This is a genomic window from Neobacillus sp. GCM10027624 (genome assembly GCF_042675345.1).
Lineage (GTDB): Bacteria > Bacillota > Bacilli > Bacillales > Cytobacillaceae > Neobacillus > Neobacillus cucumis_D.
In genome coordinates this window covers 843,717-866,932 of record NZ_JBHTHD010000011.1, presented here as the reverse complement: position 1 = coordinate 866,932, position 23,216 = coordinate 843,717, and the positions used below count along the sequence as shown (strand labels likewise).

The following is a 23,216-nucleotide window of genomic DNA, read 5'->3' as shown; positions in this document are numbered from 1 at the left end:
TAAAAAACTCAAACTTTATAACGGAATATTACCATGCTTTTTCTTGGGTCTTTCCTCTTTTTTGTTTCGAAGCATCTCCAATGACTGTCTCAGCACTTTCCTTGTTTCTCGGGGATCGATTACATCATCAACCATCCCATGTGACGCCGCAACATATGGGTTCGCAAATTTATCGCGGTACTCGGCAATTTTTTCAGCCCGCGTGATGGCAGGGTCATTGCTCTCATTAATTTCTTTGGCAAAGATGATATTCGCGGCACCTTCTGGACCCATAACGGCAATTTCTGCGTTAGGCCAAGCATATACAATATCTGCACCTATTGCTTTGGAATTCATGGCAACATACGCCCCGCCAAAAGCCTTCCTTAGAATCACTGTAATTTTTGGAACGGTTGCTTCTGAATAGGCATAAAGAATTTTTGCTCCATGACGAATAATGCCGCCGTGCTCCTGATTAACACCAGGAAAAAAGCCTGTCACATCTTCAAACGTAATGATCGGAATATTAAAGGAATCACAAAATCTAATGAATCTTGATAGTTTATCGGAGGAATTGATGTCTAGCCCTCCTGCCATTACCTTAGGCTGATTGGCTACAATCCCGACACTATTTCCGGCAATTCTTCCAAACCCTATCACGATATTCTTCGCAAAGTTAGCATGGACTTCCACGAAATCACCGTCATCCAGGACTTGTTCCAATACCTTACGAACGTCATACACCTTTGTGCCACTGATTGGCACCAAATCAAGCAATTCTTCTCTCCAATCACTTTCTTCATCGTTTTGTAGAACATTTGGTGTTTCGTTATTATTTTGTGGTAAAAAGCAGATCAGTTTACGTACCTGTTCCAAAATCTCTTGTTCGGAATCTGCAGTGAAATGTGAGCACCCGCTTATTGAGGAATGAACTTTTGCTCCTCCAAGATTTTCAGCAGAGATTTTTTCTCCGGTTACGGTTTCAATGACCTTTGGACCAGTGATAAACATCTGACTGGTGTTTTCAACCATAAACACAAAATCGGTGATGGCTGGAGAATACACCGCACCTCCTGCACAAGGACCCATAATGACGGATATTTGCGGAACTACCCCTGAATAGATAGCATTCCGGTAAAAAATTTGGCCATAGCCATCTAAAGATACAACCCCCTCTTGAATCCGGGCTCCCCCTGAATCGTTTAACCCAATTATAGGGGCACCATTTTTTGCTGCTAAATCCATAATTTTACAAATTTTAACAGCATGCATCTCTCCTAATGCTCCGCCAAAAACGGTAAAATCTTGGGCGAATACATATACAAGACGGCCATTAATTTTTCCGTATCCGGTTACAACTCCTTCGCCTGGACTTTCCATTTTGTCCATCCCAAAGTTTGTGGCACGGTGCTGAATAAATGGATTCAATTCCACAAAGGAATTATCATCCAGCAGTAAATCAATCCGTTCCCTGGCGGTAAGTTTCCCTCGATTATGCTGGGAATCAATCCGGTCGTCGCCGCCTCCAAGCTCAATTTTACTTTTTCTGTCCCATAGATCATTGATCTTCTCATAAACTATGCTCATTGATATTTTCCACTTCCTCTCTGGTTGACTTTGCAGGATGCTGGCATAACTCCATCAATACACTATTGGTTGACTTGGGATGCAGAAAAGCCACTAGGTTTCCGTGCGCACCATCTTTAGGAACCTCGTTGATCAGCTTAATCCCCTGATTTTTTAGAAAATCCAATTGTTTTTGACAGTTTTCTGTTTGAAAGGCAATATGGTGAATACCTTCTCCTTTTTTCTCAATGAATTTTGCAATCGCACTTTCAGTGCTAGTAGCTTCCAAGAGTTCTAGTCTTGTTTCACCGATTTCGATAAACGCTACTCGAACCTGTTCTCTCTCGACAGTTTCGATTCCTAAAAGTTTTAATCCAAGAATATCAGTATAAAAGGGGATAGTTGTCTGTAAGTTTTTGACCGCAATCCCTATATGCTCAATCTGTTTGAGTGCTGTACCCATCAAGTGCCACCCCCTTTGTTCTATTTTCGAAAATATCTAAAAGTTGTTCAGCGGCCATTGTCGCTGTTAATATCCCCTTCGAAATGGATTGTTCTATCTCGTGAATACTATTTTGTACAGCAGGGTTGTTATAAAAACTGGACTTTAGATGCTCGTGAACCATGCTAAACATCCAATCCAACTTTTGCTTTTTTCTACGTTCATGAAAGAAACCGGACGAAATGGTATATTGTCGAAACTCCTTAATTTCCGACCAAATTTCTTCTATCCCTTCTCCCTCCAATGCAGAACAGGTATATACCTTACTGATCCAACCAGGAGTGGATGGCTTTAAAAAGTGCAAAATGCTATTATATTCATCTTTGGCAGCAATAGCTTTCATTTTGTTATCACCGTCTGCCTTATTGATAATAATGGCATCCGCTAGCTCCATTACACCCTTTTTCATTCCCTGCAATTCATCGCCGGCTCCTGTCAGTAGAATAAGTAAGAAAAAATCTACCATTGAACGAACCGTTACCTCACTTTGACCCACTCCCACCGTTTCTACCAAAATGACATCGTAACAGGCTGCCTCACATAAAAGAATGGATTCCCGTGTTTTGCGGGCAATTCCGCCAAGAGTTCCACCTGTAGGGGAAGGCCGTATGAACGCATGGGGATTCCTAGATAAGGAATCCATCCTTGTCTTATCACCCAAAATACTGCCTTTTGTTCTGGTACTGCTAGGATCTACAGCTAATACAGCAACTCGATAACCAAGCCTGCATAACATACTTCCTAATGATTCGATAAAAGTACTTTTTCCTGCTCCTGGAACACCTGTAATACCAATCCGGATTGAGCGGCCAGTCTTAGGAAGTAATCGCGTCAAAAGACTCTGAGCAGCTTCTCTGTGAGCTGGTAAATTGCTTTCAATTAAGGTAATTGCCTTGGCCAGAATGGTCCGATTCCCTTGCAGAATTCCTCTCTCATAGCCATCCACTGAGAAGCTTTTTGGCAGCTTAACTAGAGTCTCCATTAGCCCGTGCCCTCGAGTTGACATCTAATTTCTTCCAGCACCTTTTGTGCAGCCACAGGTATAACGGTTCCTGGTCCAAATATAGCCGCAGCACCATTTTCGAGTAAGAAATTGTAATCCTGGGCTGGAATTACACCTCCTGCCACAACGACAATGTCTTCCCGATCCAGCTTTTTCAATTCAGAAATTAGCTTTGGCAACAATGTCTTATGGCCGCCAGCCAGGGAACTGATGCCGATCACATGAACATCATTTTCAACCGCCTGAAGTGCTGCTTCTTGTGGTGTTTGAAACAGCGGACCGATATCCACATCAAATCCCAAATCGGCAAACGCCGTTGCGATGACCTTGGCCCCACGATCATGACCATCCTGGCCAAGCTTGGCAACCATGATTCTTGGCCTTCGTCCTTCCCTCGCTTCAAAATCATCAGTCTGTTGACGGACGTTTTCGACTTCTTGCTCTTCACCATATTCAGCACTGTACACACCAGTTATTGAACGAATAATGGCTTTGTGGCGCCCTACAACCTTTTCATAGGCTTCAGAAATCTCACCAAGACTTGCTCTCGCTCTTGCGGCTTCAATTGCAAGCGCTAACAAATTTCCTTCTCCTGTTCGGGCCGCATCCGTTATCGCATTAAGAGCGCCTTGTACCTTTATCTCATCACGATTTGTGCGCAGATCTTGTAAACGCTTAATTTGAGCTTCTCGTACAGCTGCATTATCCACTTCAAGGACATCAATAGGATCTTCATTTTCTAACCGATATTTATTGACCCCAATAATTGTTTCTTTTTTAGAGTCGATTAGGGCTTGGCGACGTGCAGCTGCCTCTTCAATCCTCATCTTTGGCAAACCGGTTTCAATCGCCTTTGCCATCCCCCCCAGCGACTCCACTTCTTGTATATGCTCCCAGGCTTTGTGTAGCAATTCATGTGTTAAGGATTCCACATAATAGGATCCGCCCCAAGGGTCGACGACATTACAAATACCCGTTTCTTCTTGTAAATAAAGCTGTGTATTTCTTGCAATCCGTGCCGAAAAATCAGTCGGCAAGGCTATGGCTTCATCCAGGGCGTTCGTATGCAAGGACTGAGTATGTCCTAATGTTGCTGCCATTGCTTCGATGCATGTTCGGGTTACATTATTAAAGGGATCCTGTTCTGTCAAACTCCAACCTGATGTTTGGGAGTGAGTACGTAGTGCCATTGATTTTTCATTTTTAGGGTCAAACTGTTTGATAAGTTTTGCCCACAATAAGCGAGCCGCCCTCATCTTAGCTACTTCCATAAAAAAATTCATCCCAATTGCCCAAAAGAATGATAACCTCGGGGCAAAAGAATCGATCTCAATACCGGCTTTCAGTCCGGTTCGAACATATTCCAATCCATTCGCCAATGTATAACCAAGCTCAATATCCGCAGTTGCTCCTGCCTCTTGCATATGGTAACCGGATATACTGATGCTGTTAAATTTCGGCATATTTTGTGAGGTATAGGAGAAGATGTCTGCAATAATTCTCATAGATGCCTTAGGCGGATAAATATAGGTATTACGGACCATATATTCTTTTAAAATATCATTTTGGATGGTACCGGTTAACTGTGATTGGTGCACACCTTGTTCCTCGGCAGCTACAATATAAAAAGCCAAAATTGGAAGTACAGCACCATTCATCGTCATGGATACCGACATTTTATCCAAAGGTATCCCGTCAAATAATATTTTCATATCCAATATGGAATCGACAGCCACGCCTGCTTTGCCTACATCACCTTCAACCCGAGGATGATCTGAGTCATAGCCGCGGTGGGTCGCCAAATCAAAAGCAATGGACAAGCCTTTTTGTCCGGCTGCCAAATTCCGGCGGTAAAAAGCATTACTTTCCTCCGCTGTGGAAAAGCCGGCATATTGTCTTATCGTCCATGGTTGATTTATATACATTGCAGGATACGGCCCTCTCAAGAACGGCGCCATTCCTGACAGAAATCCCAAATGTTCCATATCCGTTAGGTCAGCGTGTGTATAAAGAGGTTTCACTGAAATGTTCTCTAATGTTTTCCAGCTGTCAGCCATGTCCTTTGGTAGTTGAGGAATAGGTGAAGCAAAAGTGTCACGAAATGACATTTTTGTAAAATCAGCTACTTTGTTCATTCTCTTATTCCTCCTTTCTTTTGAAGATCAACCAACTTTTCATATGCGTTAACATTCGGATGGATAAAGTCATCCACCCCTGCCTCTATATACAAGGCTGTATCTTTTTCAGATGGATTACCAGCCAATACAACTACTGTTTCTTTTTTATATTCTTTAATGCTTCTTACCAATGAAGGAACCAGCTCAAGATAGTCCTCATTCTTTCCCACAATGACGACAATGCCGGAATTAGAACTTCTAAATTGATCCACTGTCTCGGTTATCGTTTGATAGCTTTCCTGCAGGATTACATGAAAACCACCAACCTCAAAAAACTCCGTAACGAAGTCTGCCCAGCTTTTATAGTTAGAAACTGATCCGATATTGGCAACAAATACTAACGGGTGATGACCTGTTCTTTTCTTGTACTCTTTTGCATCCTCACGTAAAGACTCAAAAGGTTCTGCCCCCCTATGAATACGGACAGGACAAACAGAAGGAGTCTGTTCAATTGAAATACAAATTACTTGAAAAAGATCATCGATTGATGCACCGGCGCTTGCCGCTTTAATAGCGTTTTCCATGGTATGATTATTGATAAAATCTTGTATTTCATCTTTTATATAAAAGTAATCGACGGTAGAATAGTTATAATTAACTTTATCGTTACTAGCTGAAATGGAATCATGGCTCTCAATTTTCTCGTTCAAATTTGGATAGATGTTTGTACCAATGATCTTGTCTTTCCGGCTTTTGATATTTTCCATTCTTACATCAGCTGTCTTGGAAACTATATCCTGCGGAAACCCTTCTAAGAGTGCATTGTACATTCCACCTAGTTCTTCTATTTGTTGAAAAAGTTCCCATGATTTTTCAGCTAAAGTATAAGTTAACGTTTCAATGTACCATGAACCTCCCGCAGGATCAGTAACCTTAGACAAATTTGCTTCCTTATCCAAAATCATATGGGTATTCCTTGCGATTCGACGAGAAAACTCATCTGGCAATCCAATGGCCTCATCAAAAGTAGAAACATGAAGACTGTTGACCCCGCCAATAACTCCGGCAAAAGCTTCAGTTGTCCCCCGGAGAATGTTAACGTAAGGATCATGAATCGTTTTCGTCCTTGCAGAAGTTCTTCCTTGAATGAACATCTTTTGGGAATTTTCATTACCGCCTAATTCCTTCACAATTTTGGCCCACAACAAACGAGCCGCTCTGAATTTTGCAATTTCCATAAAAAAATTGGAACCAATCGAAAATGAAAAAAATATTCGCTGTGCTACATCATCGATTGAAATGTCGTGATTCTTCAAATTGCGAAGGTATTGTAAACCTGTAGCAATGGCAAAAGCCAATTCCTGAACAGCATTTCCCCCTGCATCATGGTAAGGATGGGCTTGGACCACAATTGTTTTGAGTTCCGGTGAGTGGTTCAACGACCACCTTGTCATCTCGGACATCATTTCGAATGCTTGATTGATGGGATATGGCAAAACTCCCTTTTGAACTAATTGTCCGATTGGGTCCATCCCGATACAGCCTCTTATTCTATTAAAATCTTGATTTTGCTGCTGAAGATAAGCTATAAATGAGGCGAAAAAAGGGAATCCGCTTATCCCGGTTTCGATAAAAATCGGGACCTCTTCTAAGTTAATCCCCTGGAAAGCCTGTTGAAAATCTTGGAGCGAGTCCATTGAAACACCACTAAGATTTACCTTCTTTTGGTCTGGCAATGCTATAGCCGGGTCGGACCATCTAGTTTCGTTCAGTACTAAATGAAGCATTGTCAGCCCCTTTTCCAAATCATTTTGTGCTGCCAGATTAAACTCTTCCGGATTCGAATAGGCGATTTCCTGACACACTTTCCATGGCTCTTGCTGAAAACCCGATTCATGTGTGCCGCGTAAATAAGGAAAATCTCCTGGCATTGTGGACAAATAAGGATATTTTTCAATATCCTCTTTACGATACAATGGCTGTAAAGCAACACCTTCATAAGTATCCGTAACCAGCTTTTCTTCAATAGTCGCTCCTTTTAGGGTTTTCTCAGCCACTTCTCTCCATTGTTGAAATGTCGGTGTGGGAAAATCATCAAACAAATGTTGTTTAATTTTAGGAATTTCACTTTTCACGTTCATGGTATCGAGCGACTCCCTTCCGATTCTTTGTCTAAAAATCTGATAAAAAAATTTCTTATGATTTCGGTTTCACTAAAAAGAGAGGCTGCCCATGTTCCACCAGCTGACCATTTTCTACGAGGACTTCAACAATTTCACCGTTCATGTCAGCTTCAATTTCATTAAAAAGTTTCATTGCCTCGAGTATACATACAACTGTAGATTTCTCAACTTTCTCACCAATACTAACAAAAGGTGCGGCATCCACAGCTGGTGCTCGATAGAAAGTTCCCACCATAGGGGAAACGATTTTAGAAAGATTTTCGTTGGAACTAATTTGAGGACTTTTAAGTACCTTTTCTCCCCCTTCCTTTGTAGCAGCTGCTTCAACCTGTGTTTTTGTATGCACCTTGATGGCATTAGTATTGGATTCCATAGCTAGTTGAGTGACAGGCTGATTTGCCAGCACCGTATTTTTACTTTCCTGAACGATAGAATGGTTTGTTGAAACATTTCTTTGTATCGAAATTTTCGAATCGCCTTCTTCAATTTCTAATTGTTCAATGGAGGAGTCATCGATGAGCTTGATCATTTCTCTAATTTCCTGGATTTTAAACATTAGTTGTCTCTCCTTTATAAATGTTAATAAGCGTTATGCCTCTATCAGTAACGGATTCAATTCAAGAAATTTTGTATTAAACTCTCCTTTTACAAAAGATTCATGTTCAAGTAATGTTTGATGAAACGGAATCGTGGTGTTGATGCCACTGATGACAAATTCATCAAGGGCCCTTTTCATACGTTGAATGGCTTCCTCGCGGTCTTTTCCCCAAACAATCAACTTTGCGACCATCGAATCATAAAAAGGTGAAATCACACAACCTGGATAAACAGCACTATCCACTCTTACACCATAACCACCTGGAGGCAGATAAGTTTCTACTTTCCCTGGTGATGGCATAAAATTCTTTGCTGGATTCTCGGCATTTATACGGCATTCAATTGCCCAGCCGTTTATTTTAATATCACTTTGGTTAAAGGAAAGCGGATATCCTGCTGCAACTAAAATCTGCTCCTTAATTAAGTCAATACCCGTTATTAATTCCGTAACAGGATGTTCAACTTGAATACGAGTGTTCATTTCCATGAAATAGAAATTACCGTGTTTATCCAACAGAAATTCAACGGTACCCGCTCCATGGTAATCAACAGCTTCTGCAGCGCTTACAGCTGCAACCCCCATCTGTTCCCGGAGCCATTGTTCAAGCGCTGGTGATGGCGCTTCTTCAACCAGCTTTTGATGGCGGCGCTGGATAGAACAATCTCTTTCGCCTAAATAAACAACATTTCCATGCATATCCCCGATAATTTGTATTTCAACATGACGAGGTTCCTCAACATATTTCTCAAGATAAACACCTGGATTTCCAAACGCCGTTTCTGCTTCCTTCTGCGCTTGGCGGATTGCTCTTCGCAATTCCTCTTCATCCTCTGCTACCCGCATGCCCTTGCCTCCACCGCCAGCTGTTGCCTTTACAATAACTGGAAATCCAATTTCCTTTGCAATCATTACTGCTTCTTCCAGGTCTTTGATCAGACCGTCCGTGCCAGGCACAGTAGGTACCCCAACATTCTTCATGGTTTCTCTCGCGACAGACTTATCTCCCATTTTGTTAATGGCTTCAGGGTCAGGGCCGATAAACGAAATATTACAATCAAGGCAAATTTCCGCAAAGGTTGCATTTTCCGCTAAAAATCCATATCCTGGATGAATGGCATCCGCATTGGTTAATAAGGCAATGCTCATGATATTCGTGACATTTAGATAACTTTCCTGAGTGGCGGTTGGTCCAATACAATACGCTTCATCTGCCATGCTCACATGTAATGCTTCACGGTCAGCTTCTGAGTAAACGGCAACCGTTTTAATTCCCATTTCTTTACATGCCCTGATCACACGAACGGCAATCTCACCACGATTAGCAATAAGTATCTTTTTAAACATGTGCCATTTCCTTTCTGACTGCAACTTTATATAACGGCTGTCCAAAGTCGACGAGCTGTCCCTCTTCAACCAGGATATTTTCAATTACACCATTAATATCTGATTTCATTTCATGGGTTAACTTAAGGGCTTCCACGGTACAATGTCCAATTTGTGATCCGATTTCCACGATATCGCCTTTTTTTAATAAAGGATGAAACATTCCTACATATTGGGATTGAAGGACGTGTGGTTGTGGATTCTTATCTATTAAACTTTCCAGTACCTCGGATGTGTCGGAAATTTGCTCCTCAGATCTATTAACAAGTTGTTGTACCGTTTCGTTTACTGTAAAAGTTTGTTTTGCAGAACCTTTTTTGATTGAAATTCGGAAACTCCTATTTAAAACTTCTAATTTTTCGAGAGATGAATGTTCAACTAATCTTAACATTTCTCTGATTTCAAGCATTTTGACCATCGGTTGTACCTCCATATTGATTTCAGCTTAATTGACAAATTATATATTTATATCAAACTTCAAAGTACTAGACCTCCTATTTATATTTAAAAGGATTTACAAAGTTTGATATTCGCTTACAAGTTGGGATCTATTAGGTTTTTATCCCGATGTTAATTTAACCTGTTTTTATATCGTAATTTATTTGCGATAAATGCGATAAATCCATAGGTTGCTTTTTAGTAAAATGGTAGGTCAAGTAAGTATAATGAATTTTTGCACTAGCAAGATTATCACATAGCGAACACTTAATTTGATACGATGCTTTGGTAACATGAGGAGTTTCTAACAATGGCAAGGTTTCTTTCATATGTTTGGTACACACCCACATACTTTCACTCCTTCATTAATTTTTTCCATATTTTCAAATTATCTATGTGTCAAATCTAGTATTTTTTTATTACCCGAAAGTTACTGATAGCAATTAATTGGAAAGAAAGACATTATTAAAAGGATTTATCACGAAATTAAAAATTGCTATATATATTGAAGAAGAACATCCTCTCGAATTTTAAAATTGCTGTTAGAAACCATAGATTTTTAAAACTTAACAGTTGAGTGAGCGCTCGTTCGATTATTTATTCCTTACGTTTAAATTTGTACCAGAACTATCCTATAACCACTGTAATCAGAACAGTTTCTGTTGGCATACCCTGTTAAGTCCTCCTTGTTTTAATTATCTGTTGAAATTCCATTTCATCAGATTTAGAATATTCGAATATTTTTAAATCTTATTTTGATTATAATCATTAATATTAATTAAATAAAATTAAAAATTTTAATTTATAATTAAGTATCACTAATATTGAGAGTCGCATTATTGATACTTTTTGAACTCTGTAGAAGTAGACATAAAAAGATGACTCCTTTAAGAGAAGTCACCTCGAATTCACATAATCAATTTACATAAACTATTTCATAACCTATCACATATATTGTCACATAAACTAGGTTGCTTTGCAGCCTTTAAAATTTCGTTACGTCAATTGGTTCAATACCTTCAGGGGCACGTAGAAGGCTGAATGAAACGATCCTTTCCCTTTTGCAACTGTTGAACCCAGCACAACTCCGGCCTATTTGTTGCTGCGTAATAAATCTTTTCCAGTAATATTGTGTTATACAATATTCAAACCTACTTATGATACGGTTTGTCCTGATATGTGTAACTGCAAGTTTTCGCTTAGACCCAGTGTGCGCGCTGTTAAAGTATGAATTCCGTTATAGAATTCCGGGTTATTTACTAGTGACAGGCCATAAGAAGGAATCATTTCTTTTATTTTCGGTTCCCATGCTTTTAGATGTTGCGGGAAGCATTTCTTTATTAGCTCAAGCATGACGTGAACGGCGGTAGAAGCACCCGGAGAAGCGCCGAGAAGGGCAGCGATCGAGCCATCAGCGGCACTAACAACTTCTGTACCAAATTGAAGCGTTCCTTTGCCTCCTGCAGCAGTATCTTTAATAACTTGTACACGTTGTCCTGCTACTACGATATCCCAATCTTCGCTTTTAGCGTTGGGAACAAATTCTCGTAACTCTTCGATCCGTTGTTCTTTCGATAACATCAGTTGCTGAATCAGGTATTTTGTCAATGGAACGTTTTTTGCACCTGCGGCTAACATAGTTAAGACGTTGTTCGGTTTTACAGATCCGAATAAATCTAAATTTGAACCATTCTTTAAGAATTTTGGTGAGAAGCCGGCAAATGGTCCAAAGAGCAATGATTTTTTGTTGTCGATAAATCGCGTATCAAGATGCGGCACAGACATTGGCGGAGCACCAACTGCAGCTTTGCCGTATACTTTGGCATGATGCTGCTTAACTACCTCCGGATTGTTACATACCATGAATAGTCCGCTTACCGGGAATCCCCCAATATGTTTACTTTCAGGAATACCCGTTTTTTGCAGTAAATGAAAGCTTCCTCCACCTCCGCCGATGAAGACGAATTTTGCCGTATGACGTTCGATGGCACCTCTGTCGTTCCGCACTTTCAATTCCCAAGATCCGTCACTGGTACGTTTAATATCCTCAACCTTATATTTGTATTTGATATCAACGTTTTTATCCTTTAATTGTTCAAACAACATTCGCGTTAAAGCGCCATAGTTTACATCCGTTCCTGAGTCAATTTTTGTTGCCGCTATAGGTTCCTGTGATGTACGGCCTTCCATAACAATTGGGATCCATTCCTTCAATTTTTTCGGATCATCAGAAAATTCCATCCCTTGAAACAGAGGATTGTTCGAAAGCGCTTCAAAACGTTTTTTCAGAAAGGCAACATTTTCTTCCCCTTGTACTAAACTCATATGAGGCAGTTGTCTAATAAAGACCTGCGGATTATGGATCAGATTGCTGTTTACTAGATAAGACCAAAACTGTCTTGAAACATGAAACTGCTCATTAATGTTTATAGCTTTGCTAATATCTATGGATCCGTCCGGTGTTTCGGGGGTGTAATTAAGCTCGCACAGGGCAGCATGGCCTGTACCTGCATTATTCCATTCGTTAGAGCTTTCTTCTCCGGGGGTTGCGAGCTTCTCAAGCACGGTAATTTTCCAGTCCGGTACTAATTCTTTCAGCAGTGACCCCAAAGTCGCACTCATGATTCCAGCACCAATTAAGATAACGTCTGTTCTATTTTGTCTGTTACTCATTTTTCCCATCCTTATCTCCTGAGTTTGTAGAAAATTTGTGGGCGCTCCTGCTTGCACGCTGTTCGAGGGAAGCCATCCAGTAAGAAACCTTTTTGGCAGTCATCTTTTGATAACCGTTCACGAGCCATTCCTATTGTTACCTCATCGGGAACAAGCTCTCCTTTATCCATGAATGATTTCGCTACCTTTGCGGGCGCCCGGGAGTACCATTAATACTAAATTCACCGTAGTCCCCCTCCTGCTATTTAAATAGGTTTTAAGGAGGGCACTGAAGAGAATTAGACATTAAAATAAAGAATGAAAAAACAAAGTGGGAATAGAGCACTCGCTATTCCCACTTTGTCAACAGCCCCTCATGGGGATTCATTTTGGCTTTATACTAATAACTAAACTAAGACCTGAAGATTCTCGGATTGTTTCCCAATATATTTTGCTTCTGGACGGAAAATGGTATTATCTAGTGACTGTTCAATGACATGGGCTGTCCAGCCAACCATCCGGCTTACAGTAAAAGTTGGCGTAAACAAACTAGGAGACATATCAATTGCCTTCATCACTGCAGCTGCATAAAATTCAACGTTCGTATTGAGCTTTCTTCCCGGTTTATATTCCTCCAGCAACTGAACTGCAAGCTGTTCAACAAAAGAGGCGAGTTCCAGCCATGCATCATCCGCTCCAACTTGTTTCACAATTTCACTTAGCGCTTCTGCCCGTGGATCGCGTGTTTTATAAACACGGTGCCCAAAGCCCATTAGATATTCTTTCCTCTCCAGCTTTTGGCGAATCCAAGTTTCTGCAATTTCCTTATCCGTAATCTCATTTAACATGTCTATTACGCCAGTAGGTGCGCCGCCATGCAATGGACCCTTCATTGTTCCAATCGCTCCTGTTACTGCAGAAACCATATCGGATTCTGTAGAGGACACCACTCTGGATGTAAAGGTTGAGGCGTTCATCCCATGCTCCATCGTTAATATCATATAAGCCTCCAGCGCCTTTGTATGGGCAAAAGAAGGTCGCTCTCCGGTTAACATATAAAGATAGTTTTCAACATGCCCCATTTCCTTACTTGGCTTGACAATCTCTTTACCGTTTACTTTTCGATAAATCATGGCCGTAATGACGGGAATAACTGCAGTTAATCGAATGGCTTGTTCAATAGTAGGCTTCCAGCCAAATTCCTCCGTACCTAGAGCAGATATGGCGGTTCGGACTTGGCTCATGATCTCCATGTCAGGAGGAAGTGTTTGAATTAATGAATACATATAGAAAGGTAAATAACGGTTATTTGTCAATAATTCAGAAACAATTTGTTTTTCCTGATCTCCCGGCAAGTATCCAAACCAGATTAAATAGGCAACTTCTTCAAAAGTATAATGTAAAGCTAATTCTTTCGCATTGTAGCCCCTGTAAATTAATCTTCCTTGTTCTCCATCAACCAAGCTTATAGCGGTTTCAGCAGCTACTACATTTTTTAAGCCCTTTTGAAACATATTTACTCCCTCATTTCCTATATTAATCTTTTATTTGATGAAGACTATTTCATTCCCCTCTTTTAGTTAGATCGTTCTTCCAACCAGTCACCAATGGTTGGATACGTAATTTTTGAAGCTTTACTGCCAAAAGCAATAGATGTATGTCCAACAGGTAATTTGATATATTGCTTATCTTTGCTGGAGATGTGATTCATCAATGATTCTACTTGATGCGGCGGAGCAATATTATCTATTTCACCTGATAGGTTCAACACATTTGCAGTGATTTCCTTAAGGCTTACCTGCCGGCCACGGATCATCAGCTCCCCTTTAATCAATTTGTTTTTTTGATAAAAATCTCTAATCCACTGACGGTAGCTTTCACCTGGAAATGGAATCCCGTCGTTTAACCATTTTTGCAAAAGTTTAAAGCTCCTTAGGAAACCTTCATCCTCAGCTCGATCGAAAAGACTGACATAGGGCCCGTAAATGTTAGCCATCGGTTTGAGCAATTTGTTTCCTATGTCAATCATTTCAGGCGGAATATTACCGAGTGTTTGGACCACTTTATCAATATCAAAATACTGTTCATCCAGCATGGCGCCGTATAGTCCAGATTCTTCAAAATCAAAGGGAGTTGTCATAAAAACAAGGTTGCGTATTGGCAATTCGGGATGCAATGATGCAAATATGGATGTTATCGTACCACCCATGCAGTAACCAAGGATTGACACTTCTTTCGCGTTGGATTTCCGCATTATCTTGCGAACTGCACGCGGAATATAGTCCAAAATATAATCATCCAATTTCATATTTTTATCTTCGAGGCCAGGTGTACCCCAGTCGAGAAGATAGACATCAAACCCCCTATTGACCAAATACTCAACTAGACTGCTCCCCTTGGCTAAATCCATGATATAGGGTTTATTGATTAAGGCATAAACCAAAAGAAGCGGAATTCTATGTTTTTTCGGATGTTCAGAAATATATCGATACAGCTTCGTTTTGTTTCTGGACCAGATAACTTCTTTCGGTGTTGGTCCCACTTCAGGATCGGCGTCTTGCATTAATACTTTGGTTGCTTCTTTTGCACGTCTATACATCTGTTGATAATCATTAGGCATGTTTTCAAAAAATTTTTCGAATTCTACTGGAAAAAGAACGCTCATGACTACACCCCTTAAATAGATTAATAATGTATGCTAATTTTAAAGAAACATTTATGAATTATTAGTTTTGATAATACTTGGGGAATTTAATAGATTAATGATATGATTCAGCTTATTGTCAAGACTCTTCATATCCTTTTTTAAATTGGCAAGATCATTTCGCCTTGTCACCAAATCTCCTTGATTATCAATCGATTCTTGGACGAATTCCTCAATATTATCCACCTTGGCATCTAAATTGACAATCTGGGCAGAAATATGGGCAAGATCATTCTTTGATGGCAGATTTACAGATTCAAAATAACGTTCTGTTGTTTCATTCACCATTTTCTTGAATTGAAGGTTCATTTCCAACAGCTGTCCAATCCATTGAGAAGGAAATTCCTTCGTCATTTTCTCATCCAATAAGTTAGTATATTTGGAATAATACTCTTTCCAGGTTTCATAAAAGTTTAAGCTTTCAGTCATCCTTTTCTCCTCCAATTATCCGAATTATTATAAATGAAGATTCGCTATTCTTATTAAAATGGAATTTTTATGTGTTAAGAGTTTACCAATATTTTTTTAAATTCTTCTGTTAAAAGCGGAACCACCTCAAACAAATCACCCACAATACCATAGTCTGCAATTTGGAAGATTGGTGCTTCCGGGTCTTTGTTAATGGCCACGACAATTTTAGAGTTAGACATCCCTGCTAAATGCTGAATGGCACCGGAAATACCACAGGCAATATACAAATCAGGGGTGACGACTTTTCCCGTCTGACCGATTTGCATTGAATAATCGCAGTACTCGGCGTCGCATGCGCCGCGGGAAGAACCCACTGCCCCACCCAGAACATCTGCCAGTTCCTGAAGCAGCTTAAAACCTTCGGGCGATTTAACCCCGCGACCACCAGAAATCACTACTTTCGCTTCTGATAGATCAACACCGACTGAAGATTTTCGTACTACTTCTGTTACAATCGTCCTCAAGTCTTGGATATCAGCATAAAAACGCACAATCTCAATCGGTCTGGTGCTTCCTTCGACTGGGATGTTATTTGGCCGGACAGTTGCGAACGGGATACCAGATATTACTTTCCTTTTTTCAAACGCTTTTCCTGAGTATATTGGACGTGTAAAGATAACTTCATCATCTTCAACCTGAACATCAACAATGTCGGATACAAGTCCAAGACCGTAACGCCCAGCAATGCGCGGTGCAAGATCCTTCCCGATTGCTGTGTGGGGCATGAGAATTGCTTGCGGCTCAACATGTTCAATTATCTGGCATAACGCTTGAGTGTAAGCATCTGTCGTATATGCATCCAGTACTTCATTGCCAACGATAAAAACTTTATTCGCTCCATGTTTCCCTAAAATATTTGCATAATGTGTGGCACTACTGCCGAAAGCGACAGCAATAATTTCCCCATCTTCCGCAATCCGTTGCGCTGCAGCCAGCGCCTCAAGTGAGACACTTCTTAGTTTTCCAGCTTTAGCTTCCGTCATTACAAGTACTTTTCTCATGTTGTTATGACCTCCTATGTTAAATGACCTTCGCTTCACTGCGAAGAAGTACAGCCAGTTCAGAAACTTGAGTCTTAATCTCCCCGTTTAGCATTCGGCCTGCACCTTTTTTCGGTGGAAAAAATATCTCTGTTGGAATAGTTTTTACTTCTAGAAATTTATCGAAATCTAAATCACCAATCTCTAAGCGCTCGATCGGTTTATTCTTCGCTTTCATGATGCCCGGAAGTGAAGGATAACGCGGTTCATTTAATCCCTGTTGTGCTGTGATCAAAACTGGAAGTGAAACAATGACAACCTCTTTGTCTCCTTCCACGTCACGTTCGACAATCGCCCTGTTCCCATCAATCTGCAGTTTTGTAACCGTGGTCACTTGTGGAATATTGAGTGCCTCCGCAAGTCGTGGCCCCACTTGTCCACTGCTATAATCAACCGCCATATTACCTCCGAGTATGATGTTAAAATCCCGATCTTTAATAACAGCCTCAAGGATTTTCGCTGTACTGTATTGATCAAGGTTTAGATCTTCGCTATCCACTCTCACCGCTTTATCTGCACCCATGGCAAGCGCCGTACGTAACGCATTCTCTGACCGTTCTGGTCCAACTGTGATAACCGTTACTTCTCCACCATGTTCTTCACGCAATTGGATGGCTTCTTCAATTGCATATTCATCGTAAGGATTGATGATGAAATTTGCACCTTCTTCACTAATGGTACCGTTTTGGAGTACAATTTTCTCTTCTGTATCGAATGTTTGTTTCATCAAAACCAGGATGTTCATTTTTGTCTCCCCTTGAAGTAATTTTTTAATCTATAAATTCCTTGTAGGCAATGCGGCTTCAAAAATCCCGGAAACTTTTACTTCACCTACACTGTTTTTCGCCAGTACTTCTCCCACTACCAGGTTGTCAGGCTTTTTGTCTATCACTCTGCCAATAATTTCAATAGATTCGCCGGGAAATGTCATTTTACTAAACCGCGCTTGTATTTTCTTAATGTTTTTTCTGGGAATCCATGTTGTAACGCCTTGTGATAACATCCCCATGATCAACATTCCATGAGCAATGATTCCTGTACCGGCTTGCTCCCCAACCTCTTCTACCGTATGCAAGGGATTAAAGTCTCCAGAAGCTCCGGCAAATCTTACGAGCTGTACTCGAGTAATCGGAGCTTTTATTATAGCGGGGAATGGATCCCCTACTTGTACATCTTCATAATACATGCTCCATTCTTCCTTTCTTATCAAATATTATTTAATGCCGATGGATTACCGTAATTCTGGATTTTGCCACCAATTCGCCTCTTTGGTTTGTATATTGGTTTTCTTCGGTAATAAAATCCATACCGCCAGTCGAACCCATTTTTGTATCAGCACGAATAATCTTACTCCTAACAGAAAGCTCATCCCCGGCATATATATCGCTTAAGTATTCGTACTCTTGCTCACCGTGTAATATTTTAACGGGATTTAAATTCAATAATTCCATTTTTTCCTGAAAGCCATAACCGCCATGGTAATCAATGATTTGCAAAAAGGTGAGCGGAACAGGAATACCTTCATAGCCAGCTTCTTTAGCTGCCTCCAAGCTATAGAAAATGGGATTGTCATCGCCAATCGCGATCGCTAATTCTTTTATTTTTCCTTTTTCCACTAGCATGCTGTATGGCTCTAACTCAAGCCCGAGTAATTCTTTCACATTTGCCACAACCCTATCACCTCTATTAACTTTAAATTTCAATTAATCGTTAATGAAATTTAAACTTTCTAATCTTTTAGCAGATTTTCAGCAATAACAAGACGCTGAATCTCTTGCGTTCCTTCATAAATTTGGGTGATCTTGGCATCTCTCATATAGCGTTCTACGGGATATTCTCTTGTGTAACCATATCCGCCAAATACTTGCAGTGCCTCCACTGTTACCTCCATTGCGGTGTCCCCCGCAAACAGTTTGGACATTGCAGACTGAAGGCCATAAGGAATGCCTTGATCCTCACGCCATGCCGCTTGGTATGTAAGTAAACGGGCGGCTTCGATATTTACTGCCATGTCGGCTAGCTTTATTTGGATGGCTTGCAGCGAACCAATCGGTTTCCCAAATTGAATCCGTTCCTTGGCATAAGCAAGAGATTTATCAAAAGCCCCCTGAGCAATTCCAACTGCCTGTGCAGCAATTCCATTCCGGCCTCCATCCAGAGTCATCATCGCAATCTTAAATCCTTCTCCTATTTGCCCCAGAAGGTTTTCCTTAGGGACTCTGCAATCCTCAAAAATCACTTCCGTGGTTGCGGAAGAGCGAATGCCCATCTTTTTCTCCTTTTTACCTACAGAGAACCCAGGGTAATCCTTCTCTACAATAAATGCAGCAATTCCCTTATGCCTTAATTCCGGATTAGTCTGTGCAAATACGATATAGAAGTCTGCATATCCTCCGTTTGTAATAAAAATCTTTGATCCGTTCAAAATCCACTCATCCCCTGCGGGAACAGCTGTAGTTTTCATCCCGCTGGAGTCTGATCCAGATCCAGGTTCTGTCAAGCAATAAGCCCCCATGCTTCTTCCTTCCGCCATGGCCCTTAAATATTTTTGCTTTTGCTGTTCCGTTCCAAACTTATATACCGGCCATCCGGCTAACGATGTATGAGCGGATAGCGTTGTCCCCATGGAAGCATCTACTCGTGACAACTCTTCCACTGCGATCACATAGCTCAAATAATCGGCACCTGCACCTCCATACTCCTCCGGCCAAGGGATCCCGCATAAACCCAGCTCGGCCATTTTGTGCCAAATGTTGATGTCAAAGTACTCTTCTTCATCACGCTGCGAAGCTGTCGGCTCGCATTCATTCAGCGCGAACTCACGCACCATTTTTCGCATCATTTCATGCTCTTCTGACAATTGAAAGTTCATTTTTTGGTCTCCTTTAAATATGTTTTATAAACACAAGCTTTTAAAATTGCTGGAAAAAACCACAGATTCTTTAAACATGACAGCTGATTGAGCGCTCGTTCGTATATTTGTTCCTGATGCAAATTTGTATCGGAACGATCCTTTGAATTGCTCGCTCCATAAATCGCCATCCTTAGATTGAGAATATTCAAATATTTTTAAATCCTATTTTGATTATAATCATTAATTTTAATTAAATAAAATTAAAAAAATTAACTTGTAATTAAGTACCACTAATATTAAAGGTCGCAAATTAAAAAAGATGACTCCTTTAAAAGAAGCCACCTTTATTTACATACTCTCACATATATTGTCACATATATTGTCACCTGAGCTAGGTTGCTTTTCAGTCTTTAAAATTTCGTTACATCAATTACTTCAATACCTTCAGCGGCACAATGCTCATGATATCTTTTCAGGAATGTTTCCCAATTGTCTCTTGCTAGAATTTCCCCATTCTCACCAATGTAATCTAGTGTTCCTTCTACTATATTGAAGGTAATAACATCTTCTTCCCCTACAGCCTGAGGTGTATGTTGAGATCCTGCAGGCTCATAAACCATATCACCAGGCTTGGAGATCCATTCATCCTCTAGGTATCTCCAAGAACCTTGAACGGTGTATACTATGACGGTTCCTGGATGGAAGTGGGCCGGAAGCTGCATACTCGCAGGGACATATAATAACGTAACTGTTTGCCCTGTCACAGGGTTTGCCTTAAGCAGTTTAAATTTAGCATCTCCAAAATAAGGAATCCAAGGTAAATCATCTGGACAAACATTATTTGCATGATATGCTACTACATCTTTTACTTCTTTCATTTCTATCGCCTCTTTCAAAGTATTTTTGTTGTTGTCAGCGCTTCCATTATTCAGCTAAATACAATAGTAAATTGATTAATTTTAGTTTATTTATAATTATCATCTAAGTAAAATGGCTATTTTTAATATATATATAAGTATTAGTAACTTACACTATTAAATTGATAAGTTAAGAAGCTATGTTTTAGCTGAAATTTACTTTGCACCAAGGCCACCATCGAGAACCAATATTTGTCCCGTACAATAATCAGAAGCTGTTGAAGCAAAGTAAAGGACAGCTCCTGCTAAATCATTGTCTCTGCCCAATCTTCTCACTGGAACTTGGGCGGCAATGAAATCACCAGCTTTGTTTACTAAAGTTCCTGGGATTTCTGGGTTATTCATTCCAGTAGTGAACACTCCAGGAGCAATTGAATTAACATTAACTCCATGGCGGCCCCACTTAACTGCTAGATCCTTTGTTAAGGTCATTACTGCACCTTTACTTGTTGTATATCCTACAGAATCTACGGCTTCCGGGTCAGTACCTTTGAAGCCGATACTGGAAGAAATATTAATGATTTTACCATATTCGTTATTAATCATATGTTTTCCAACAGCCTGACACATCAAGAATGTTCCCGTTACATTTGTATTGAGCATTGATTGCCAATGCTCTAAAGGCATATCCGCAGCCGGCGCTTCAAAAACAGTTCCACTGTTATTCACTAAAATTTCGATTTTTCCGAATCGAGAAACAGCTTTTTCCACTCCTTGAACCACAGATTCAGGATTTGTCACATCCAACGCCAGGGCAAGTGCTTGTCCGCCTAACGTTTCAATTTCTTTCACAACTTCTTCGCAAACCTCTTTACGACGTGAGCAAACAACTACGTTTGCACCAGCTTCAGCTAACGCCAGGGCCATTACACGTCCAAGGCCGGCCCCCCCGCCGGTAACAATTGCGGTTTGTCCTGTTAAGTCAAATAATTGGTTTAATGCCATTCTGGGTTTCCTCCTGTATTTTAGAATATTCTAAGATTTTTAAATCTTATTGATATTCATTATACTTATAGTTTATAATTAAATAAAATTAAAGATTTTAATTTTTAAATTAGTTTTACTAATATACAAGGGGTACAGCCATGAATCTTGAACAGTTAAAATATATAGTTGAAGTTGCAAAATACAATTCTCTATCAATAGCAGCCCAGAATCTACATGTAACCCAATCCACAATAAGCCAAGCCATTACACACCTGGAAAAAGAGTTAGGTGTTAAAATTCTCAAGCGTTCACGTGGACACGGGGCTGTGCCAACTGATGAAGGCAGAGAAATTCTCAAACTTTCCTATGAATTACTGAAAAAGCTTGAGGAAATAAACGAGAAAGCTAACTTGATCAATTCCGCCGATGTGGGGGAGCTTAGAATATCTTCTTTACCGGGATTAATGACATTTTTAGTTAAAGCGATTGCTGCTTTTAGAGTTGATTATCCGCATGTAAGGTTAAAGATTGCTGAAAAAAGCGGATCAAATGCCATTGAAACTGTCCGACAACATAAAACAGACATCGGGCTGATTACCTATTCGCCTGATTGGAACATAAACATCGAAGGATTAGTTTTTGAAACATTAATAGAAGGGAAACAAAAGGTATATGTATCCAAGCATTCCCCCCTGGCATTTCTTGGTACCATAACTCCTCAAGAGATAGTTGATCAAACACTAGTCACATATAACGGAGAGTTTATGCAGTATTTTGTTCAAGATTTTTTCAACAAAAATAAGCCCATGAAAACTTTATTCATTTCAGATAATATCGATGGAGTTGGCCAAGCCATCATTGAAGGTCTAGCTATTACATTTGCTCCTGATTTCGTCATGAAAAACTATCCACATGTCATCAATGGAGATATCATACCGATTGATTTAGTGAATTATGATGCTGTGAATATTTCATTAGGGTTGGTTCGCTCAGAGAACAAACATTTATCCTCTTTTGCCAAAAAATATATTCAATATTTAAAATCCGAGATTATTAAGTAGAATTAAGAAAGAAAAAAGAGAAGCATCTTGATCCCTTTTGGGTCTAAGCTTCTCTTTTTACCTCTTTAGTATGAATAAATAAGTATTTTATCTTCTATATTGTTATAGAGGACTTTTGCCTTTCCCCTCCACCATAAGTTAAATGGGAACTAACCGTAAAAGATGCCTCCGTTTTCCCTTTTACTTCATCAAGTGTTACACCCTCTTGAATTTCCATAAGAACCATTCCTTCGGATGTAAAATCAAATACAGCTAAATCCGTAATCAATCGATGGACCACCCCTTGACCTGTCAACGGGAGAGTACATTGTTTTTTGATTTTGGATTCATTGTACTTATTGGTGTGTTCCATTATGACTACAATTCTTTTGGCACCATGGACAAGGTCCATCGCTCCCCCCATACCCTTAATCATTTTTCCGGGGATCATCCAATTGGCCAAGTCCCCTTGCTCGGAAACCTCCATACCGCCCAGGATGGCCAAATCAATGTGACCTCCCCGGATCATGGCAAAGGACTCAGCACTATCGAAAAACGAACCGCCTACTACCGCAGTAACTGTTTCTTTCCCAGCATTGATAAGATCAGGATCTTCATTACCTTCAACGGGATAGGGACCAATGCCAAGCAATCCATTTTCAGATTGCAATAATACTTGGACTTCATCCGGTATTTCGTTTGCCAGTAAAGTGGGCATGCCGATTCCTAGATTTACATTCATTCCATTTTCAATCTCTTGAACAGCACGCTTAATGATTTTTGTTCTGGAATCCATCACTGATTATTCCTCCTAGAAAAACTGCTTTGAATTATGTTTACCA

21 protein-coding genes and 1 pseudogene are annotated in these 23,216 nt (G+C 40.2%); 1 reads left to right on the top strand and 21 read right to left on the bottom strand.

Annotation, left to right across the window (positions count from 1 at the left end; genetic code table 11):
• Positions 1-15 precede the first annotated feature (15 nt).
• From ACFQZ9_RS20740 to ACFQZ9_RS20645, 20 genes and pseudogenes are all read right to left on the bottom strand, one after another.
• Positions 16-1,566, bottom strand: coding sequence for an acyl-CoA carboxylase subunit beta (locus ACFQZ9_RS20740; protein WP_498945165.1), 1,551 nt, complete (start codon positions 1,564-1,566; stop codon positions 16-18).
• Positions 1,550-2,008, bottom strand: a complete 459-nt coding sequence (mce, locus tag ACFQZ9_RS20735; protein ID WP_498945164.1) for a VOC family protein — start codon at positions 2,006-2,008, stop codon at positions 1,550-1,552. The genes ACFQZ9_RS20740 and mce overlap by 17 nt, the downstream gene beginning before the upstream one ends.
• The gene (meaB, locus tag ACFQZ9_RS20730; protein WP_498945163.1) at positions 1,983-3,053 is read right to left on the bottom strand and encodes an ArgK/MeaB family GTPase; all 1,071 of its coding nucleotides are present in this window, start codon (positions 3,051-3,053) and stop codon (positions 1,983-1,985) included. The genes mce and meaB overlap by 26 nt, the downstream gene beginning before the upstream one ends.
• A complete protein-coding gene (scpA, locus tag ACFQZ9_RS20725; protein WP_498945162.1) occupies positions 3,029-5,185 on the bottom strand; it encodes a methylmalonyl-CoA mutase in 2,157 nt (718 codons plus the stop codon). Before scpA ends, meaB begins: the two co-directional genes overlap by 25 nt.
• Positions 5,182-7,308, bottom strand: coding sequence for a methylmalonyl-CoA mutase family protein (locus ACFQZ9_RS20720; protein ID WP_498945161.1), 2,127 nt, complete (start codon positions 7,306-7,308; stop codon positions 5,182-5,184). The genes scpA and ACFQZ9_RS20720 overlap by 4 nt, the downstream gene beginning before the upstream one ends.
• Positions 7,309-7,363: 55 nt before the next feature.
• On the bottom strand, positions 7,364-7,906 hold the full coding sequence (gene accB, locus ACFQZ9_RS20715) for an acetyl-CoA carboxylase biotin carboxyl carrier protein (protein WP_498945160.1): 543 nt from the start codon (positions 7,904-7,906) through the stop codon (positions 7,364-7,366).
• Positions 7,907-7,939: 33 nt separating this feature from the next.
• Positions 7,940-9,292, bottom strand: coding sequence for an acetyl-CoA carboxylase biotin carboxylase subunit (gene accC, locus ACFQZ9_RS20710; RefSeq protein WP_498945159.1), 1,353 nt, complete (start codon positions 9,290-9,292; stop codon positions 7,940-7,942).
• Entirely contained in the window at positions 9,285-9,749 is a 465-nt protein-coding gene (locus ACFQZ9_RS20705) for an acetyl-CoA carboxylase biotin carboxyl carrier protein (RefSeq protein WP_498945158.1), read from the bottom strand. Before ACFQZ9_RS20705 ends, accC begins: the two co-directional genes overlap by 8 nt.
• Positions 9,750-10,924: 1,175 nt before the next feature.
• A complete protein-coding gene (locus tag ACFQZ9_RS20700; RefSeq protein ID WP_498945157.1) occupies positions 10,925-12,442 on the bottom strand; it encodes a malate:quinone oxidoreductase in 1,518 nt (505 codons plus the stop codon).
• A 44-nt stretch (positions 12,443-12,486) separates the two neighbouring features.
• A pseudogene (locus tag ACFQZ9_RS20695) lies at positions 12,487-12,624 on the bottom strand (nucleoside monophosphate kinase); the annotation flags it as partial.
• Between the two features lie 204 nt (positions 12,625-12,828).
• Positions 12,829-13,935 (bottom strand): citrate/2-methylcitrate synthase, encoded by a 1,107-nt coding sequence (locus tag ACFQZ9_RS20690; RefSeq protein WP_498945156.1) that lies wholly within the window; start codon positions 13,933-13,935, stop codon positions 12,829-12,831.
• A 62-nt stretch (positions 13,936-13,997) separates the two neighbouring features.
• Positions 13,998-15,086 (bottom strand): class III poly(R)-hydroxyalkanoic acid synthase subunit PhaC, encoded by a 1,089-nt coding sequence (gene phaC / locus ACFQZ9_RS20685; RefSeq protein WP_498945155.1) that lies wholly within the window; start codon positions 15,084-15,086, stop codon positions 13,998-14,000.
• A 51-nt stretch (positions 15,087-15,137) separates the two neighbouring features.
• On the bottom strand, positions 15,138-15,554 hold the full coding sequence (locus ACFQZ9_RS20680) for a hypothetical protein (protein ID WP_498945154.1): 417 nt from the start codon (positions 15,552-15,554) through the stop codon (positions 15,138-15,140).
• A 74-nt stretch (positions 15,555-15,628) separates the two neighbouring features.
• Positions 15,629-16,597 carry an electron transfer flavoprotein subunit alpha/FixB family protein gene (locus ACFQZ9_RS20675; protein WP_498945153.1) on the bottom strand — a complete coding sequence of 323 codons (969 nt, stop codon included), beginning with the start codon at positions 16,595-16,597 and terminating at the stop codon, positions 15,629-15,631.
• Positions 16,598-16,616: 19 nt separating this feature from the next.
• Complete coding sequence (locus ACFQZ9_RS20670) at positions 16,617-17,381, bottom strand: electron transfer flavoprotein subunit beta/FixA family protein (RefSeq protein WP_198308806.1); 765 nt, start codon at positions 17,379-17,381, stop codon at positions 16,617-16,619.
• A gap of 30 nt (positions 17,382-17,411) precedes the next feature.
• Positions 17,412-17,822, bottom strand: a complete 411-nt coding sequence (locus ACFQZ9_RS20665; RefSeq protein ID WP_498945152.1) for a hotdog family protein — start codon at positions 17,820-17,822, stop codon at positions 17,412-17,414.
• 31 nt (positions 17,823-17,853) lie between these two features.
• Positions 17,854-18,306: a MaoC family dehydratase N-terminal domain-containing protein gene (locus ACFQZ9_RS20660; RefSeq protein WP_498945151.1), complete on the bottom strand. Its 453-nt coding sequence runs from the start codon at positions 18,304-18,306 to the stop codon at positions 17,854-17,856.
• A 59-nt stretch (positions 18,307-18,365) separates the two neighbouring features.
• A complete protein-coding gene (locus ACFQZ9_RS20655) occupies positions 18,366-19,508 on the bottom strand; it encodes an acyl-CoA dehydrogenase (RefSeq protein WP_498945150.1) in 1,143 nt (380 codons plus the stop codon).
• 392 nt (positions 19,509-19,900) lie between these two features.
• Positions 19,901-20,368 carry a 2,4'-dihydroxyacetophenone dioxygenase family protein gene (locus tag ACFQZ9_RS20650; RefSeq protein WP_498945149.1) on the bottom strand — a complete coding sequence of 156 codons (468 nt, stop codon included), beginning with the start codon at positions 20,366-20,368 and terminating at the stop codon, positions 19,901-19,903.
• A 195-nt stretch (positions 20,369-20,563) separates the two neighbouring features.
• Positions 20,564-21,352, bottom strand: coding sequence for a Rossmann-fold NAD(P)-binding domain-containing protein (locus ACFQZ9_RS20645; protein WP_498945148.1), 789 nt, complete (start codon positions 21,350-21,352; stop codon positions 20,564-20,566).
• A 140-nt stretch (positions 21,353-21,492) separates the two neighbouring features.
• On the opposite strand from ACFQZ9_RS20645, the gene ACFQZ9_RS20640 reads away from it, so the two are divergent.
• On the top strand, positions 21,493-22,395 hold the full coding sequence (locus ACFQZ9_RS20640; RefSeq protein ID WP_498945147.1) for a LysR family transcriptional regulator: 903 nt from the start codon (positions 21,493-21,495) through the stop codon (positions 22,393-22,395).
• Positions 22,396-22,489: 94 nt separating this feature from the next.
• On the opposite strand, the gene ACFQZ9_RS20635 is transcribed toward ACFQZ9_RS20640, so the two are convergent.
• Positions 22,490-23,170, bottom strand: a complete 681-nt coding sequence (locus ACFQZ9_RS20635; RefSeq protein ID WP_498945146.1) for a 3-oxoacid CoA-transferase subunit B — start codon at positions 23,168-23,170, stop codon at positions 22,490-22,492.
• Positions 23,171-23,216: the final 46 nt, after the last annotated feature.